The 14,658-nt window shown below is 64.2% G+C and carries 15 protein-coding genes; 6 read left to right on the top strand and 9 right to left on the bottom strand.

The window, feature by feature from the left end; translation table 11 throughout:
• Positions 1–197: 197 nt before the first annotated feature.
• The 3 genes from D3272_RS26615 to D3272_RS26605 all read right to left on the bottom strand — a co-directional run bounded on the left by D3272_RS26615 (position 198) and on the right by D3272_RS26605 (position 2,685).
• A complete protein-coding gene (locus D3272_RS26615) occupies positions 198–650 on the bottom strand; it encodes an SDR family oxidoreductase (protein ID WP_129222258.1) in 453 nt (150 codons plus the stop codon).
• Positions 651–1,022: 372 nt separating this feature from the next.
• The gene (locus D3272_RS26610) at positions 1,023–1,805 is read right to left on the bottom strand and encodes a molybdopterin-binding protein (protein WP_129222257.1); all 783 of its coding nucleotides are present in this window, start codon (positions 1,803–1,805) and stop codon (positions 1,023–1,025) included.
• Entirely contained in the window at positions 1,798–2,685 is an 888-nt protein-coding gene (locus tag D3272_RS26605; protein ID WP_129222256.1) for a cytochrome b/b6 domain-containing protein, read from the bottom strand. Before D3272_RS26605 ends, D3272_RS26610 begins: the two co-directional genes overlap by 8 nt.
• 470 nt (positions 2,686–3,155) lie before the next feature.
• Between D3272_RS26605 and D3272_RS26600 the strand changes: the two genes are divergently transcribed.
• Positions 3,156–3,362 carry a hypothetical protein gene (locus D3272_RS26600; protein WP_129222255.1) on the top strand — a complete coding sequence of 69 codons (207 nt, stop codon included), beginning with the start codon at positions 3,156–3,158 and terminating at the stop codon, positions 3,360–3,362.
• A gap of 127 nt (positions 3,363–3,489) precedes the next feature.
• Positions 3,490–4,047, top strand: coding sequence for a fasciclin domain-containing protein (locus tag D3272_RS26595; RefSeq protein ID WP_207210330.1), 558 nt, complete (start codon positions 3,490–3,492; stop codon positions 4,045–4,047).
• Positions 4,048–4,602: 555 nt separating this feature from the next.
• Here D3272_RS26595 and D3272_RS26590 read toward each other — a convergent pair.
• From D3272_RS26590 to D3272_RS26580, 3 genes are read right to left on the bottom strand one after another with little or no spacing between them, the layout of a single operon-like run.
• Positions 4,603–5,982, bottom strand: a complete 1,380-nt coding sequence (locus tag D3272_RS26590) for a sensor histidine kinase (protein ID WP_129222254.1) — start codon at positions 5,980–5,982, stop codon at positions 4,603–4,605.
• Positions 5,979–7,019, bottom strand: a complete 1,041-nt coding sequence (locus D3272_RS26585; RefSeq protein WP_129222253.1) for an HWE histidine kinase domain-containing protein — start codon at positions 7,017–7,019, stop codon at positions 5,979–5,981. Before D3272_RS26585 ends, D3272_RS26590 begins: the two co-directional genes overlap by 4 nt.
• Positions 7,000–7,206, bottom strand: a complete 207-nt coding sequence (locus D3272_RS26580; protein WP_207210329.1) for a type II toxin-antitoxin system ParD family antitoxin — start codon at positions 7,204–7,206, stop codon at positions 7,000–7,002. Before D3272_RS26580 ends, D3272_RS26585 begins: the two co-directional genes overlap by 20 nt.
• A 313-nt stretch (positions 7,207–7,519) precedes the next feature.
• Between D3272_RS26580 and D3272_RS26575 the strand changes: the two genes are divergently transcribed.
• A complete protein-coding gene (locus D3272_RS26575; protein ID WP_165361553.1) occupies positions 7,520–8,416 on the top strand; it encodes a LysR family transcriptional regulator in 897 nt (298 codons plus the stop codon).
• Between the two features lie 201 nt (positions 8,417–8,617).
• Here the strand turns inward: D3272_RS26575 and D3272_RS26570 are convergent, their stop codons facing one another.
• Both D3272_RS26570 and D3272_RS26565 read right to left on the bottom strand, forming a co-directional pair.
• Complete coding sequence (locus D3272_RS26570; RefSeq protein ID WP_245496807.1) at positions 8,618–8,887, bottom strand: response regulator; 270 nt, start codon at positions 8,885–8,887, stop codon at positions 8,618–8,620.
• Positions 8,888–9,056: 169 nt separating this feature from the next.
• A complete protein-coding gene (locus D3272_RS26565) occupies positions 9,057–9,446 on the bottom strand; it encodes a sodium:proton antiporter (protein ID WP_165361552.1) in 390 nt (129 codons plus the stop codon).
• A gap of 46 nt (positions 9,447–9,492) precedes the next feature.
• Between D3272_RS26565 and D3272_RS26560 the strand changes: the two genes are divergently transcribed.
• The 3 genes from D3272_RS26560 to D3272_RS26550 are packed head-to-tail and all read left to right on the top strand — an operon-like array spanning position 9,493 to position 13,079.
• Positions 9,493–10,497: a mechanosensitive ion channel family protein gene (locus tag D3272_RS26560; protein ID WP_129222249.1), complete on the top strand. Its 1,005-nt coding sequence runs from the start codon at positions 9,493–9,495 to the stop codon at positions 10,495–10,497.
• A complete protein-coding gene (locus tag D3272_RS26555) occupies positions 10,494–11,768 on the top strand; it encodes a DUF2254 domain-containing protein (RefSeq protein ID WP_129222248.1) in 1,275 nt (424 codons plus the stop codon). Before D3272_RS26560 ends, D3272_RS26555 begins: the two co-directional genes overlap by 4 nt.
• Before the next feature lie 51 nt (positions 11,769–11,819).
• A complete protein-coding gene (locus D3272_RS26550; protein WP_129222247.1) occupies positions 11,820–13,079 on the top strand; it encodes a cation:proton antiporter in 1,260 nt (419 codons plus the stop codon).
• A gap of 222 nt (positions 13,080–13,301) precedes the next feature.
• On the opposite strand, the gene D3272_RS26545 is transcribed toward D3272_RS26550, so the two are convergent.
• Positions 13,302–14,396: a sulfite oxidase gene (locus tag D3272_RS26545; RefSeq protein WP_129222246.1), complete on the bottom strand. Its 1,095-nt coding sequence runs from the start codon at positions 14,394–14,396 to the stop codon at positions 13,302–13,304.
• Positions 14,397–14,658: the final 262 nt, after the last annotated feature.

Raw genomic sequence — 14,658 nt, 5'->3', positions numbered from 1 at the left:
ACCGGCGCAAGCCATCGTTGCACAAAGGCGCTATCTACCCGACTCCGGTCACCTCACGCCACCCCGTGGGTAATTACGATGCGAGAGCGCACGACAACAATACACCCGCAGCCGTGCCTAGATAGGGTGATTATATCCAATCAGGCCGCAAGCTAAGCTCGCGATAGTTGCCGTAAGCAGCCGTTCTTCTTCCGAAGTCACCAGGCCAGTTTTTTATTAAACCTATCGACGTAGCGCAGGCCGGGCCGGCCCCGGTTTGCCTCTACGGTGTCAACAACAAGCGGTATGCTCTCCTCGATCGAGAGCGCGGCGTCACGGCCGCCCATCTCGGTGCGGACCCAGCCCGGTGCGACGAGCAGGAGCGCGTGGCCGTCCGCGCCATGGCGGGACGCATATTTCTTCATGAGCATGTTCAGCGCCGCCTTGCTGGCCGCGTAGAGCTGCCAGCCATCCTGGGCATCGGCGATACTGCCGAGTTCGGACGTCATGATCGCGATCGTTCCTCCTGAGACGACGAAGTCGCGCAGAATCTCGGCAGTCCGCACCGGCGAGAGCGCGTTCACCAGCATCATGTCGCGGAAATCCTCGTCGGAGACACTGGCCGGCGTCGCCTCAATGGCCCGGGCGATCCCGGCGTTGATGTAAAGGATGTCGAGCCCGAGGTGATGAGGTAGACGTCACGTGGTCCGTCGCTTTCACGGATGAGGTCCTTGTGCGCCGCCACGATGTGCGGGCGGTCCGAGATGGCGGCGACGAGCGCCGCATCGTCCCGGTTCAGGGGCAGAAGCTCCCCAGCTTGCGCAGCAGTGCGGCGGTCAAGATCATCTCCTGGCAGAACAGCGGCAGGCCAACATCGAGACCATAATCTCGCGTCAGCCTGCTAATAACCAAGATCGTTTATGCATCATGTTTTCGATAATAGCGCAAAAGGGATCGAAGAGAAATATGATCGTCGACGGTGTATGATATCTCAAAAGATGCGTTTAATTTATTGTTAGATGATATTATATACATGTATAAAGTTAAATTCCAGCATACCACTGGTAGCCGGAGTCCTCCCAATAGCCGCCCTTACCCTGGCCGATGCCCTTGAAGTCCGACGTGAGTTCAATGCGCTTAATGTATTTCGTCATCTTATAGCCGAGCTGGCGTTCGACCCGAAGGCGCAGTGGGGCCCCGTACTTCACCTCCAACGGCTTACCTGCTTTGTCGTAGGCGAGGATGGTCTGGGGATGTCGCGCCGCGAGCAGGTCGATGCTTCCATAGAACGGCGTGGGACCGGAGAAGCCGCCATCGTCCATAGCGTCGAAGCAGTGGAACACGACGTACTGCGCGGTCGGCTTCACCCCCACCCGATCGAGCACGGCCTGCAAGGGCGTCCCGGTCCATTGGCCGATGCAGCTCCATCCCTCCACGCAGTCGTGCCGGGTGATCTGGGTGCGAGCCGGCATGGCGCGAAGCTCCGCCATCGTCAGCTCCATCGGACGTTCGACCAACCCGTCGACGATCAGTTTGTAGTCCTTGAAGCCGGTTGCCGCCATTGACTGGTAGTGCTTGTCGTCGGGGTCGGTGGAGCCGTTGGCATAGAACGTCGTCGAGACGTCGCTCAATCCGTACTCCTGCGCCAGTTGCTCCGGGCCAAGTATCGCTTCCTGCACCCTCCGGTTCAGTCCGCCCACGCCGCCCAGAATTTTCTTTGCCAAGGGGTTGTCGGTGACGGGCTCGCATCCGGCGAGGGCCACGGCACCGAGCACGGCCGCGCCACGCGCGAGGAGGGCACGACGCGTCGTCGGACGATCAACCATGGATGTCACGCTCCTGCCCGACGTCGTACCAGCCGGTGACCATGGAGCGCATGTTGTTGAAGAGGCCGGACAGGAGGACCAGGGCCACGTGGACCACCACGAACAGCACCACCCCGAACGCCGCGAGAAAATGCACAGAGCGAGCGGTCTGGCGGCCGCCGAAGACGTGCAGGAGGAAGGGAAAGGCGGCGTCGAGGCCCGGCGACATGGTCCAACCCGCCACGACCAGGAGCGGCAGTAAACCGAAGGCGACTGCGAAGTAGGTGATCTTTTGGATGGCGTTGTATTGGCGGGCCTGCTCGCCCTTCGGGAAACGTAGCCGCGCGTGGTCGAGGATCTCGCCACCGATGTGCCGCCACTGGGTGCGGCTCGGCAGGAAGTCCCGGCGAAAATGGCGTGTGGCGAAGCCCCAAAGGAGATAGACGAGCCCGTTTGCCACGAACAGCCAGGCGAACACGAAATGGATCGCCCGCCCGGTCCCCAGGTCCTGCTCGCCCGGCAGCGTGGCCCAGGACGGGAAGGCCCTCTCGGTCGGCCTGCCTTCGAAGTTCGACAAGCCGAGGACGCCCGTCGTGTCGAGACGATGGTCACCGATCCGCACGTAACCTCGCGCCTTGCCATCCACCTTGTCGGAGTCGATGGCGACGGGCGGATGATCGAAGTCCGTCTTGATGCCGAAGTCGAGTTGCGGGCGGGCGTTGAAGATCTGGAGGCCGCTCATCAGCAGCATGGTGAGGCAAAGCACCGTGACCCAATGCGTCACGCGCACGACGACGCTATGGCGCTTCACCAGCGTGACGAGGCGCTGCTCCTTCCCTTTCGGAACGGCGTCGTCGTTCGACACGACGGGATCGTCCAGGTTCGTTTCGGCCAGTGACATCGAGGCTCCGATCGCTTCCTGCTCCCGAGATGCTGCGGGATCGACGCGTTGGATTGGCTAGAACGATCGAGCTGCGCATCCGCATGTCCGCGCATCCGCTCGGGCTGGGTGAAGTCGCACGACTTCGTGGAATTGCGTTTGGATAAAACCGCATAGTGAGAACGCGAATTTGGAGAGCACCTCGGGTGCATCCTGCCGTCGATCGCTGCGTATCTACACAGTGCGGTGGAGTTCAGCCGCTTGTCCTAGGCCGATCGGCGAAGTGGGAGAGCGTATGACAAGGGTACACCCAGGCGCTTCGAATCCCTTCCAGTCGAGGCACTACACGTGGCCCAGGCGAGCCTGCTGCGGAAGCTGAAGCCATGGACGGGTGCCTTGGACAAGCCGCTCAGCAAGGCCCAAGTCCTAGCCATCGCAAATCCTTTCAAAGCGGGATGATCCCGCATTGAATGCATAAATGGAGAAAAGCCATGACCGTGATCAAGACAAAGAGCCTCATCATCCCGTGTGCGGTCGTCGCCGTTTCGCTCTGCGCTTTCATGGCGCCAGCATCCGCGCAGATGATGTCGAAGAAGCCCATGATGCATCACTCGATGAAAAACAGTAAAATGATGATGCATAAAAAGCCGATGATGCGAAACAGCATGATGCATAAAAAGATGATGAACCCGATGTGATCGGAAATTATTGCAGCGATGACAAATTAATACATTCGATGTAAGTCCAAAAATAAGTCGAATGATCTGAAAATCCATTGCCTGCTCGCTCTCATCCGGTGATCAGCATTCAACAGGAACCCGCATAATGAACAACAAATCGATCAGCCGCTCCGTGATGCTGGCTTCCGTGTTCGCGCTGTCGCTCGTCGGGACCGCCTTGGCGGCCGATCCCATGGTGGGTGGCGCACCGATGATGGCGAGCAAGACGATCGTCGAGAACGCCTCGCAGGCCAAGAACCTCACCACGCTGGTTACGGCCGTCAAGGCGGCCGGCCTCGTGGACACGCTTTCGGGCCCGGGCCCGTTCACGGTCTTCGCGCCGACGAACGCCGCGTTCGACAAGCTGCCCAAGGGCACCGTGGAGAAGCTGACCCAGCCCGACATGAAGGCCGACCTGACCAAGATCCTCACCTATCACGTCGTGGCCGGGAAGATCGACGCGGCCGAGATCATGAAGGGCATCAAGGCCGGTGGCGGCAGCTACAACATGAAGACCGTCGAGGGCGGGACCCTCACGGCCAAGATGGACGGCGACAAGGTCGCGCTGATCGACGCCAAGGGCGGCGGCGCACTGGTCGAGACGGCCGACGTGTTCCAGTCGAACGGCGTCGTGCACGTCATCGACAGCGTTCTGATGCCCTGATCGCAGCGCCTTTCGCCAGGGCAGGGGCCAATTTCGTCGGCCCCTGCCGCTTTTACCGCCTTGCCGGAATTGCTGACCGGGAGTTCGAGACCAGAGTTGCCGTCGGTTGCCCGAAGGCGAACATGCCGATCACTTGCACCCTGGGTCAGGGCGTTGGCAAGCAGGTTTGAGACGAGTTGCCCGATGCGGCACTACCGCGGTCGACGGCATCGATGCCTTGGAATTCCGTCTCGATACGGCGATCTAATTGGCTGCTTCGGAGTCCCTCGACCACCTGGGGGAGGAGCGGCTCCAGCTCGTATCGATCCCACGCGAGCGACTCTCGCCCCCGGGCGAGCATGGCGGTTTTCACCTCGCCCGCGAGGTGCGGCGCTGCTGTTCTCACATCTCATTGTCGTGGTGTCCGGCCAAGTCGTCCCATCGCCGAGTGACAGGCCCGACGGTGCGTGCTTCATCGGGAAGCCGTTCAGCCCCGAGGTCATGCACGACACGCTGACACGAATCCTGCCTGAGAACCGATAGGCGCCGCGTGGTTGAGCGGTTCTGCTCGAAGCGTCACACTCCGAGCCGGGCCCTGCTCGTCCGGAGGACGACGACAACGCCCTCGGAGCGCCATTCGAAGTCGATGCTGCCGCCAAGTTGGCCGGAGACTGCGTTGACGACAAGTCGGCTGCCGAAGCTCGCACGCCCGGCAGGCGGGAACACCTCAGGACCGCCCCGCTCCGTCCAGGTGATCACCGCTTCCTCATCGGCGGCGACGCAGGAAACGTCGATCCTCCCAGTTGCCGCCGACAAGGCCCCGTACTTGATCGAGTTCGTCGCTAGTTCGTGGACGACAAGGGACAGGGTCGTGGCGGACGACACGCCGACGAGCATCTCCGGCACGGTGAACCGGACGCGGTTATCTTCCGATCCATCGCCGGCATAGGGGGCCATCAGCACGGCGAGTAGGTCGCCGAGCTGCGCAGGCCTGATCGCATCGCCCGAAGCCGGCCGAACGAGGTCGTGCGCGCGATTGAGGGCGTTCAACCTCAGCCTGAGGTCGCGGGACATCTCGTTCGTCGTCGTCGACGAGCGCTCCGCGATCACCGTCAGGGCGGAGGCGATCGAGAACAGGTTCTTGACCCTGTGCGCCATCTCACCGGCAATCATCTCGCGCGCTTCCTCGGCCATCTTCCGCTCGGTCACATCGAGGAAGACGCCGAACATCAGGCGGCCGACGATGCCCTGGTCGTCGCCGCGTCCCCGGGCGGAGACCCAGCGAACCTCTTTCCCGTGCAGGATGCGGAAATCGACCTCATAGGCGCCGAGGATCTCCCGCGTCGATGCGAATGCGGTCCGAACCCTGTCGAGGTCCTCAGGATGGATGTGCGCGGACAGATCCTTGAACGTGACCGGCCCCATCGGAACCCCCCAAAGGCCATGGGCGCGCTCGTCCATCAGGATCGCATCGGTATCGACGTTCCAGGACCACAGCGCCACGCCTGCCGCATCCGTGGCGATCCGCAGGCGTTTGGCGTCCCATACCGCCGGCGACGATCTCTTCTCGGGTGCCTCGCAATCCCCTTGGACCAACAGCGTCCCGAGCGCGTCACCCAGCGCTGACCGCCTATAGGGCTTCTGCAGCACGGGAACGTCAGCATAGCGATCCTGGAGACCCTTCCGCCCGTAGCCGGTCGAGAACACGAACGGTACCCCGCATTCAGCCAGTGCGTCGGCGATGGGGTAGCTCTTCTCCCCATTCAGATTGACATCGAGAATGGCTGCGTCGATTTCCTCGTCACCGATGATCGCCAGTGCCTGCTCCACACGCGCGGCGGGGCCGACGACCGTGCAGTCCAGTTGCCCCAGCATGTCTTCCAACAGCCATGAAACCATCACTTCGTCCTCGACGACGAGGATGCGCCGGCCGGACAACCCGTTCGCCGCGCTCATCCGCCGATCCCTTCGGAGGCGGGCATAACGATCTCGCAAACGACTCCGGTCGGTTCAAAGATCAGGCGCACGTCGCCGTTCAGGTCCTGGGCCAAGCCCCCCTCGATCAAGCGGCGACCGAAGCCCCTGGAAGAAGGTGAGGACACCGGAGGCCCACCGCTCTCGCGCCAGCGCAAACGGACGCGGTCGCCTGTGGGAGCCTCTTCGAGCCACCAGGAGACATCGACTGTCCCTCCCGACGGGGTCGACAGCGCTCCGTGTGCGACGGCGTTGCTGGCCAGCTCATGGAAGGCCAGCGTCATGCTCAACGCCTCCTTGGAACGGAGGGGGACCTCGTCGCCTTCGACCGAAAAGCGCTCGCGGATGCCCAAGGTCTCCAGCGTCTGGTCGAGGATGTTCCGCAAGCCAATCTCGTCCCAGTTCTTCGCGCCAAGGAGCCCATGGGTCTTCGACAACGTCAGGATACGCCCTTCGAAGGCGTCGATCGTCTGTTCGTCCGCCATGCCGCGCAACGTCTGTCCGGCAATGGCGAGGACCGTCGCGAGCGTGTTCTGCGTCCTATGGTTCAGTTCGTCGAGGAGGGAGCGCAGCCGTTGGTGTTCCTGTTCGCGCTTGGTAATGTCGACGAATGAGGCGAAGTGCTGGACCACGACGCCTGCGTCGTCCCGTACAGGGCTGATGAAGATGGAGACCCAGACCGTGCCGCCGACCTTGCGATTGAAGCGGACTGGCGTATCGAGGCCCCGACCACCCTCAAACGCTGTCTGGATCTCCGCCAGCGCTTCGGGATCAGTGCCGTTCTGGATCAGGAAATCGAACTTTTGGCCGAGCACCTCCTGCTCGTCGTACCCCGTCAGGTCGAGGAAGGCCTGATTGACGAAGACGATCGGCCTGTTCGGCGCCCGAGCGTTGCAAAACACCATCGGCATCCGTGTCGTCTCGGCCGCGACGACGAAGGGACCCAGACTGTCTCGGAAGCCCGCGACGTCGGATTCGCCGTCTCTCTGCTCGCCGGACTTACCGGGCTGGATCGTCATCTCCGTCGCTCCCTTCGGGTTGGGAAAGGGCACGGAACCCGTCGAGAGGCTCCTCCCGATCCAGCATCCGCAAGGCGGCGCGAACGACCTCGCTCGCCGTGCGGTAGCGGCCGGCGGCGACCCGGGCGGACACCGAACGCTCAAGCTCGGGCGTGATCGAAACGTTCATGGTCTTGCGTGTCGGCATGGATGGCGGCCCCGTCGAGATTTCATCTGGACCTGTGCCAAGCCTTGTCACAAGGCTCTGTCCTGGTGTTCGGGCAGATGTTTTCGCATATTGGAAGTGCGTATTTGCGTTGAGGGGGGGAGCGAATCTTCGCGCGATCGTGCCGAGAAAGGGCCGGATAGGGGGGGCACGGGCCGGCGGATTGATCCGGCGGCAGGTTCGCTATATCCCGGACGAGCCGCTTCAGGGCGGCGACATGCAACTCAGGCGTTTACGCGCGGCGAACCAACGGGCAATCGCTGATCGGGAATGCAACAACGCTTCACGGACGGCGATGCTCGATTGGGATGACCTGCGCTTCTTCCTGTCCATCGCCCGGCACGGCAATCTGATCACCGCCGCTAAGGAACTTCGCGTCGCCCAGTCCACGGCCGGCCGTCGCTTGGCCTCCTTGGAAGCGAACCTGGGCGTGCGCCTCCTCAACCGGACCCCTGACGGCTACGTCGTCACGGCTGCGGGCGAGCAGGTGCTGAGGGAAGCCGAGCGGTTCGAGACGGGATCGCTCGCGCTCGAACGCGAGGTCGGTGGCCGTGACGCTCGGCTTGCAGGGGCCGTCCGCGTGACCTGCGCCGAGGGCGTGGCCAGCCACATTCTTTCGCCGTGCCTGTCCGCGATGCACGACAAGCACCCGGATATCATGGTGGAACTCATCCCCGACCAGAGGGAACTGAGCCTTTCAATGCGGGAAGCGGAGGTCTCGGTCCGGCTCAAGCAATCGAACCAGCACGACCTCGTTGTGCGCAAGATCGGCATTCTGGGGTTCGGCCTGTATGCCAGCCCGGGCTACTTGGACAAACGTGGCGACTTGGATTTCGAGGCGGGAAGCCCAGGGCACCACATCGTCGCCCAACTCGACGACCTCCAGGACTCGGACCAGACCGGCTGGCTCGCCGCCCTTGCGCCCAGGGCACGCATCTCGTTGCAGACCAGCAGTCACGAGGCGGCCGTGGTCGCGGCGGTGCATGGGGGCGGGCTGGCGTGCCTGGCCCGCGTCCGGGCGGACCGCGAGGACGGCCTGACCCGTCTCGCCACGCCGTCCCCGGTCCCGGACACGGGGATCTGGCTCGTCGCGCACAAGGACAATCGAGGCAACGCGAGGATCAGGGCGGTCATGACCCAGATCACGGACGGGATTCGCACGATGGCGCCACGGCTGAACCCGGCGGACTGACGCGGACGCTCGGCCAGGGCGAAGGTCTCAAGATGGAATGGGCCGAAGCACGGGGCGCACGGGCCCGCCGGCCAGCGCGCGACCCGGGAGCATGGCGCGCTGTCAGGGCCGCGACGAGGCCGACTTGGCCTTGGCGAACGCCTCGTCGAGCCTGGCCGACGTGGAAGTTTTGGAGACGACGGGAACGCCGGGATATTCTGCCTAGACGTCGGTGGTGCCGTAGCCGGTTGCGAACACGAACGGAATGCCGCGTTCCGTGAGGACGGTGGCGATCGGAAAGGACCGCGCGCCCTTGAGGTTCACGTCGAGGACGGCGACGTCGAGCGTCTCGCTTTTCGCCAGACGCAGTCCGTCCCCCAGCCGATACGCGGGTCCGACCACGATAAAACCCATGTCGACGAGCATGTCCTCGACCAGCATTGCCACCATCATCTCGTCCTCGACGATGAGGACCCGACATGCCACCGTCACGCCTGAACGCCTTCGACCTCGAATGGAAAAATACCGCCTTCAACAGCCCGAACAGCGGCAGGAGCAGCAGGATATACGGCAGGTACTCGTGAGCGATCGCCTTCAGCAGAGCTGAGCCGGCTGCGGACATCCCGCGTAGCGCAACGAACGGCAAGACGAAGAGCAGGGCCTAGCCCGCCGTGATCAGCGCGAAGTGCCGCTCCCAGACATGTGGCCGAAGCAGGGGCATCAGGGCGATCGACAGGAGCAGTTCGGCGAAGGGTAGACCGAACGCGAGCGAGGGCGGGCCGGCGAGGGAAGCGTGCACGTTGGGGACTCGGAAGGCCAGGGCAGTGTGCGACCAATCGACGATAAGCAGAGCTGGTTCAACGCTCGCGCGTGTAGATCGCGCGTTCGGCTCAGTTTCGTGTTCGCCCGTTCTCCAGTCGAGGTTCCATCGTGGCTCATAGACCGTCAGGGTCGCCTGAACTTCGCCCGGTGTCGTCGCCGCGTTTGCAAGTGATGAACCTTCCATCCCCCCATCGCTTGAACCGAAGGGGCTCGACTGGATGGTACGCATGCTGATCCTGCGCGGCATCCGCTCGGTAGACCGCGGAGGACCATGAATGCAGTTCCTGGGTATTGATTGGGTCGGCGTGAACGCCGAGAACGGCCGCAAGCTCCTCCTCTCGCTCGTGTTCATCGCCGTCGTGGTTCTGATCCGCATCGGGTTCAGGGCGCTGGTCGGTCGGTTCGCTGGCCGGAGCTTCGACGCCACGACCCAGTTCCGGTTCTGGACGCGTCAGGGCATCAGCCTGCTCGCCGCGGTGGTTCTGGTGCTCGGCCTGCTGTCGATCTGGTTCAACGACCCCACGCGTCTCGCCACGGCCTTCGGCCTCGTTTCGGCAGGCGTGGCCTTCGCGCTCCAGAAGGTGATCACCTCGCTGGCCGGCTATCTCGTCATCCTGCGCGGCAACACCTTCACGGTCGGCGACAGGATCTCGATGGGAGGCGTGCGGGGCGACGTCATGCGGCTGGGCTTCGTCCAGACCACCATCATGGAGATGGGCCAACCGCCCAGCGTCCAGGGCTCGGACCCGGCCATGTGGGTGAGGAGCCGCCAGTTCACCGGACGCATCGTGACGGTGGCGAACTCGCAGATCTTCTCGGAGCCGGTCTACAACTACAACCGCGACTTCCCGTTCATCTGGGAGGAGATGGCGATCCCGATCACCTACCAGGCTGACCGGGCCTATGTGGAGCGCACGTTGATCGAGGCGGCCCGTCTGCATGCCACGGATCCCGACACCATGGCGATCGATGCCAAGACGCATCTTCAGACCACTTTCGGAGTGGAGCCCATCGAGCTTCAACCACGCGTCTATTGGCGCATCACCGACAACTGGATGGAACTGACGGTGCGCTTCATCGTCGGCACTCACCAGATCCGCGGCGCCAAGGACGCGATGACGCGCCATATCATCGGCAAGCTCGACGAGGCTGGCATCGGCATCGCATCGGCCACCTACGACATCGTCGGCCTGCCGCCACTCCGCGTCGAGCGGGCCGTGAGCGGCGACAGGCCCGGGGCGCAGGTCGGCGCTGGACCTTCGGGGGGGCCGTCGTCGTGAACGCCCGCCTTCGCGCCTGGATCGAGGATCTCGGTGACCAGTTCTGGCTGCGCCCCGCCCTCGTCGTGGTCCTGTGCATCGGATTGGCGCTGCTCGCGACCTGGTTCGACCACCTGTCCGCGGCTGCATCCGACGCGGCCTCGTCCTGGGGCTACTCCGGCGGCGGCGAGGGCGCACGCTCGTTGTTGGGCGCCGTGGCGTCGTCGAGCATCGGCGTCGCCGGCACGATATTCTCGATCACGATCGCCGCCCTGTCCCTCGCCTCGGGGCAGATGGGACCCAGGCTGCTGCGCAACTTCGTGCGCGATGCCCGCAACCAGGTGGCGCTCGGCATATTCCTCGGCACCTTCGCCTATGCCCTGATGGTGCTGCGCACCGTCCGGACGATCGACGAGGGCACCTTCGTCCCCCATGTCGGGGTGACGGGCGCGATGGTCTTGGCCCTCGTTTGCGTTGGCACCCTGGTCTGGTTCGTCCACCACATCGCCACCTCCATCAATGTTGAGACGGTGGTGGATACCGTCCATCGGGATCTCATCGACGCCATCGACGGCAAGACGCAGGACACCGCCCCGCTTCTCCCGCCTGACGTCCCGATTGAGGGAATGCCGGTGTCGGGGAGGGGCAGCGGCTATTTGCAAGCGGTCGACGGCGCAGTGCTGGCCGATTGGGCGCAGGACAACGGCGTGATGATCCGAATGCTGGTGCGGCCCGGTGCCTTCGTGCCGACGGGTGCGCCGGTGGCCGTGATATCCTCGGCGGTCGACGACGTGAGTCCGGTGTTCGACAAAGCACTCACGTTCGGGCGTCGGCAGGCCGCCGTGCAGGACTTGGAATACTCGATCCGCCAGCTCAACGAGATCGCCGTTCGAGCCTTGTCCCCGGGCATCAACGACCCGTTCACGGCCGGCAGCGTGCTGGACCACTTCGGCGACGCCCTCTGCCGCATAGCGCCCCGTCATCTCCCGCGCGGGGCGATCGAGCGCGAAGGCCAGATCGTGTTGACCCTTGACGTGGTGGACTACGATGGCCTGTGCGACGGCATGTTTCACACCATCCGCCAAAATGGCTCCGGCTCGGCCTACGTACTGATCCGGTTGCTTGAGGTGTTGCGGAGCGTCGTCGAGGTTGAACGCTTCGTGGACCGCCGCGCCACGCTCTGCCGGCACGCCGATCTCGCTCTTGCCGCCGCCCGGGAGGGCGTGAGCGATCCGGCGGGGCTGGCGGATTGCGAGACGCGCCATCGAGGCTTCGTGGGCGCCATCACCTGACCGCAGGGCCCGTCCTGCACCTCCCACTTCGACGCTCCAACCCGGCCTCCGATGTCCATCCTCGACCTGTGCGCGATCCTCCTCTCCCTGTCGGCGGTGTTTGGCTGGCTGAACCGCAAGTTCGTGCTGCTACCGCACGCCATCGGCCTTCTGGTCATGGGCGTCATGGCCTCGCTCGTGCTGGTCGCCCTCGACGCCATACTGCCTGAGCATCGTGCCTCGGCGACGCTCGGCAAGGTCCTGGGCCAGATCGACTTCAGCGCCGTCGTGATGGATGGGATGCTGGCGTTCCTGATCTTCGCCGGCGCGCTTCATGTCGACGTCCCCAAGCTGCGGAGCCATGCGCTCCCGGTGCTCGTCTTGGCGATTCTGGGAACCGTGATCTCCACGGTCATCGTCGGCGGCGGGTTCTGGGCGGTCGCGCAGCTCTCCGGTCATCCAATCCCGCCGATCTGGGCCCTGGTCTTCGGGGCGCTCATCAGTCCGACCGACCCGGTCGCGGTGATGAGCACGTTGAAGACTGTGAGTATCCCCGCCAAGCTCGAAGTGCAGCTTCAGGGCGAGTCGCTGTTCAACGACGGCGTCGGCATCGTTCTCTTCACCGTGCTGCTCCGGTTCGCCACAGGCGCACCTGCGGCCGAGACGACGCCCCTCGCCATCGGTGAACTGCTTCTCTTCGAAGCCGGCGGTGGCCTCCTCCTCGGTATCGTCTCGGGATACATCGCCTACCGCGCCATGCGTGCGATCGACGACTATCCCGTCGAGGTTCTCATCACCCTCGCACTGGTCACCGGTGCCTATGCAACGGCTGAAGCGATCCACGTCAGTGGTCCATTGGCGATGGTGGCGGCCGGCCTTCTGATCGGCGATCGCGGCCCACGCTATGCCATGAGCGACACCACTCAAAAGTATGTCTTCGCCCTTTGGACGCTGATCGACGAAGTCCTGAACTCGATCCTATTCCTGCTGATTGGCCTGGAAGTGCTGCTCGTCACCCTCGACAGCAGCAACTTGGTGCTCGCGCTCCTGGCCGTCCCGCTCGTCATCACGGCGCGGGGGGCCGCCCTCACGGTGCCGGTCGTGCTATTCCTCCGAAGCCGTCAGTTCTCGGCCAAGAACATCCCATTCCTGACCTGGGCGGGAGTCCGGGGCGGGATATCGGTCGCCCTCGCCTTGGCCGTGCCGGACAACCCGGCGAAGTCCGCCATCCTGGTCTCGACCTATGCCGTGGTCCTGTTCAGCATCGTGGTACAGGGCTCCACCCTGGGGTGGGTTGCGCGACGAGTGGTCGATGCCCCACCCTCCCGATAGTTCATGGCTCGATCCGATGTGTAGCCCACCGGTCCCGGAATCCAAGATCGAACCAACCAGGACCTAGGCCGATCCAGGTCACTACCGGCTTTGCCCGAACCAGATGCCGACCAACGCTGCGATCGAAACCGAGCCGAGCAGGATGTTCACGACAATTAGGAGGCTGGCGCTGGCCTCAAACTTCATCTCATGGTCGATGCACATCCCGTCCTGGGCGGTGTTTCAGAGTACCACCACCCGGACCCGATGCCAGGCGGCGCTGAGGTAGCCCTTGAAGTTCCATACGTCGTCGGCCAGGGCCGGCTGGGTCTGTCCCGCGGCGTCCCAGGCGCGCACCACGAGTTCATGCTCTCCAGTGAGGAGGTCGAGCGTGGCGTGCCAAAACGTCCAGCTCCAGCGGGCGCCGCCGTGATCCTCGATCGTCGCCTGTCGCCACTGCCGCCCTCCGTCGACCGACACGTCAACCCGGGCGATAGCGCGATCGGTCGCTATGGCGTAGCCCCGGATCGTCGTGCTTCCCTCTGGTAGTGAGGAGCCCGGTGCCGGTTCGCAGATGGCCGCGTTCAGGGGCATCTCGTCGATGGTAACCCCGCGTATTGGGTCCTGCGTCGCGGCCCGCATGTCGGGCGGGAACAGCAGGTAGTCATGCGCCTGTTGGAAGGCGTCCGACGGCCGGTCCTGAACCCGAATGTCGCGGATCCACTTCGTGCTCCTGACCCCGGCAAAGCCCGGCACGACGACCCGCAGGGGCGCGCCGTGCTCCCGGGCGAGCGGCTCGCCGTTCATCGCCCAAGCCAGCAGGACGTCGCCGGACATTGCCTTGGCCAGGGGGATCGAGACTCCGTAGGGCGCATCCTCCGCACCCTCGTTCTCGGCGACATCCGCACCCTCGAAGGCGACATGCAGGCCGTCCGTTTCGCTCACCCCTGCCGCATGGAGGACGTCGGCGAGGGCCGCGCCGGTCCATTCGGCATGGCCGATGGCGCCAGGAGCCCAGTGGTCGCCCGACGTGCAGCCTACGACCTGCAGGTCGGCACGGCGATTGCCGGCGCACTGCAGCACGGCCATCACGTTCTTCGGGGCTGAGCCCGCCTGGAGGTCGCCGAGCGAGAGGTCGAGAGGTCGTGCGACACGGCCCGCCACGCGAACCCTATGCGTGGCGGGGTCGAGGTGAGGCATGTCGCCGTGGGAGCGGATGTAAAAATCTGCGACCTGGGTCCGGAAATTGGCGCGCAGTCGATGAAGCGGAGGTTCGGCGTTCAGCGGTTGCGTGCTGTGCGCGATCAGGGCGTGATCGGGACTGAGGGGGGCGGACATCGTGGGGTGCTCCGAGGATCACCTGTCAATGCCCCGGGACCTTCCACGTTGCGTGCCCGGGCGTGAGCCAGGTTGCCGGCCATTCGTGTCGGAACGCCAAGGGCCGCCCCGCGACGGGACGACCCTCCATCAATTGAGTGCGACGGGGCTGAGCGCTTACTTGGGCATCAGGACGCTGTCGATGAGTAACTACCCACGGGGTGTGGAGCTTGGCTGAGCGGCGTCAGGCGCCGATTGTGCCCAGCACGGTGCTGAACGTGTC

The sequence above is a fragment of the Lichenibacterium ramalinae genome (assembly GCF_004137085.1).
Lineage (GTDB): Bacteria > Pseudomonadota > Alphaproteobacteria > Rhizobiales > Beijerinckiaceae > Lichenihabitans > Lichenihabitans ramalinae.
Note: the sequence above shows the minus strand (reverse complement) of the source record. Positions and strands in the feature narration are given on the sequence as shown.

What these genes read in the sequence shown, in the direction of transcription:
- D3272_RS26560 (WP_129222249.1), top strand. Translation starts at nt 9,493, where the DNA reads ATGCAGTTCCTGGGTATTGATTGGGTCGGCGTGAACGCCGAGAACGGC.
- D3272_RS26590 (WP_129222254.1), bottom strand. Translation starts at nt 5,982, where the DNA reads ATGAGCGCGGCGAACGGGTTGTCCGGCCGGCGCATCCTCGTCGTCGAG.
- D3272_RS26545 (WP_129222246.1), bottom strand. Translation starts at nt 14,396, where the DNA reads ATGTCCGCCCCCCTCAGTCCCGATCACGCCCTGATCGCGCACAGCACG.
- D3272_RS26575 (WP_165361553.1), top strand. Translation starts at nt 7,520, where the DNA reads ATGCTCGATTGGGATGACCTGCGCTTCTTCCTGTCCATCGCCCGGCAC.
- D3272_RS26565 (WP_165361552.1), bottom strand. Translation starts at nt 9,446, where the DNA reads ATGCGTACCATCCAGTCGAGCCCCTTCGGTTCAAGCGATGGGGGGATG.
- D3272_RS26580 (WP_207210329.1), bottom strand. Translation starts at nt 7,206, where the DNA reads ATGCCGACACGCAAGACCATGAACGTTTCGATCACGCCCGAGCTTGAG.
- D3272_RS26610 (WP_129222257.1), bottom strand. Translation starts at nt 1,805, where the DNA reads ATGGTTGATCGTCCGACGACGCGTCGTGCCCTCCTCGCGCGTGGCGCG.
- D3272_RS26550 (WP_129222247.1), top strand. Translation starts at nt 11,820, where the DNA reads ATGTCCATCCTCGACCTGTGCGCGATCCTCCTCTCCCTGTCGGCGGTG.
- D3272_RS26585 (WP_129222253.1), bottom strand. Translation starts at nt 7,019, where the DNA reads ATGACGATCCAGCCCGGTAAGTCCGGCGAGCAGAGAGACGGCGAATCC.
- D3272_RS26600 (WP_129222255.1), top strand. Translation starts at nt 3,156, where the DNA reads ATGACCGTGATCAAGACAAAGAGCCTCATCATCCCGTGTGCGGTCGTC.
- D3272_RS26595 (WP_207210330.1), top strand. Translation starts at nt 3,490, where the DNA reads ATGAACAACAAATCGATCAGCCGCTCCGTGATGCTGGCTTCCGTGTTC.
- D3272_RS26605 (WP_129222256.1), bottom strand. Translation starts at nt 2,685, where the DNA reads ATGTCACTGGCCGAAACGAACCTGGACGATCCCGTCGTGTCGAACGAC.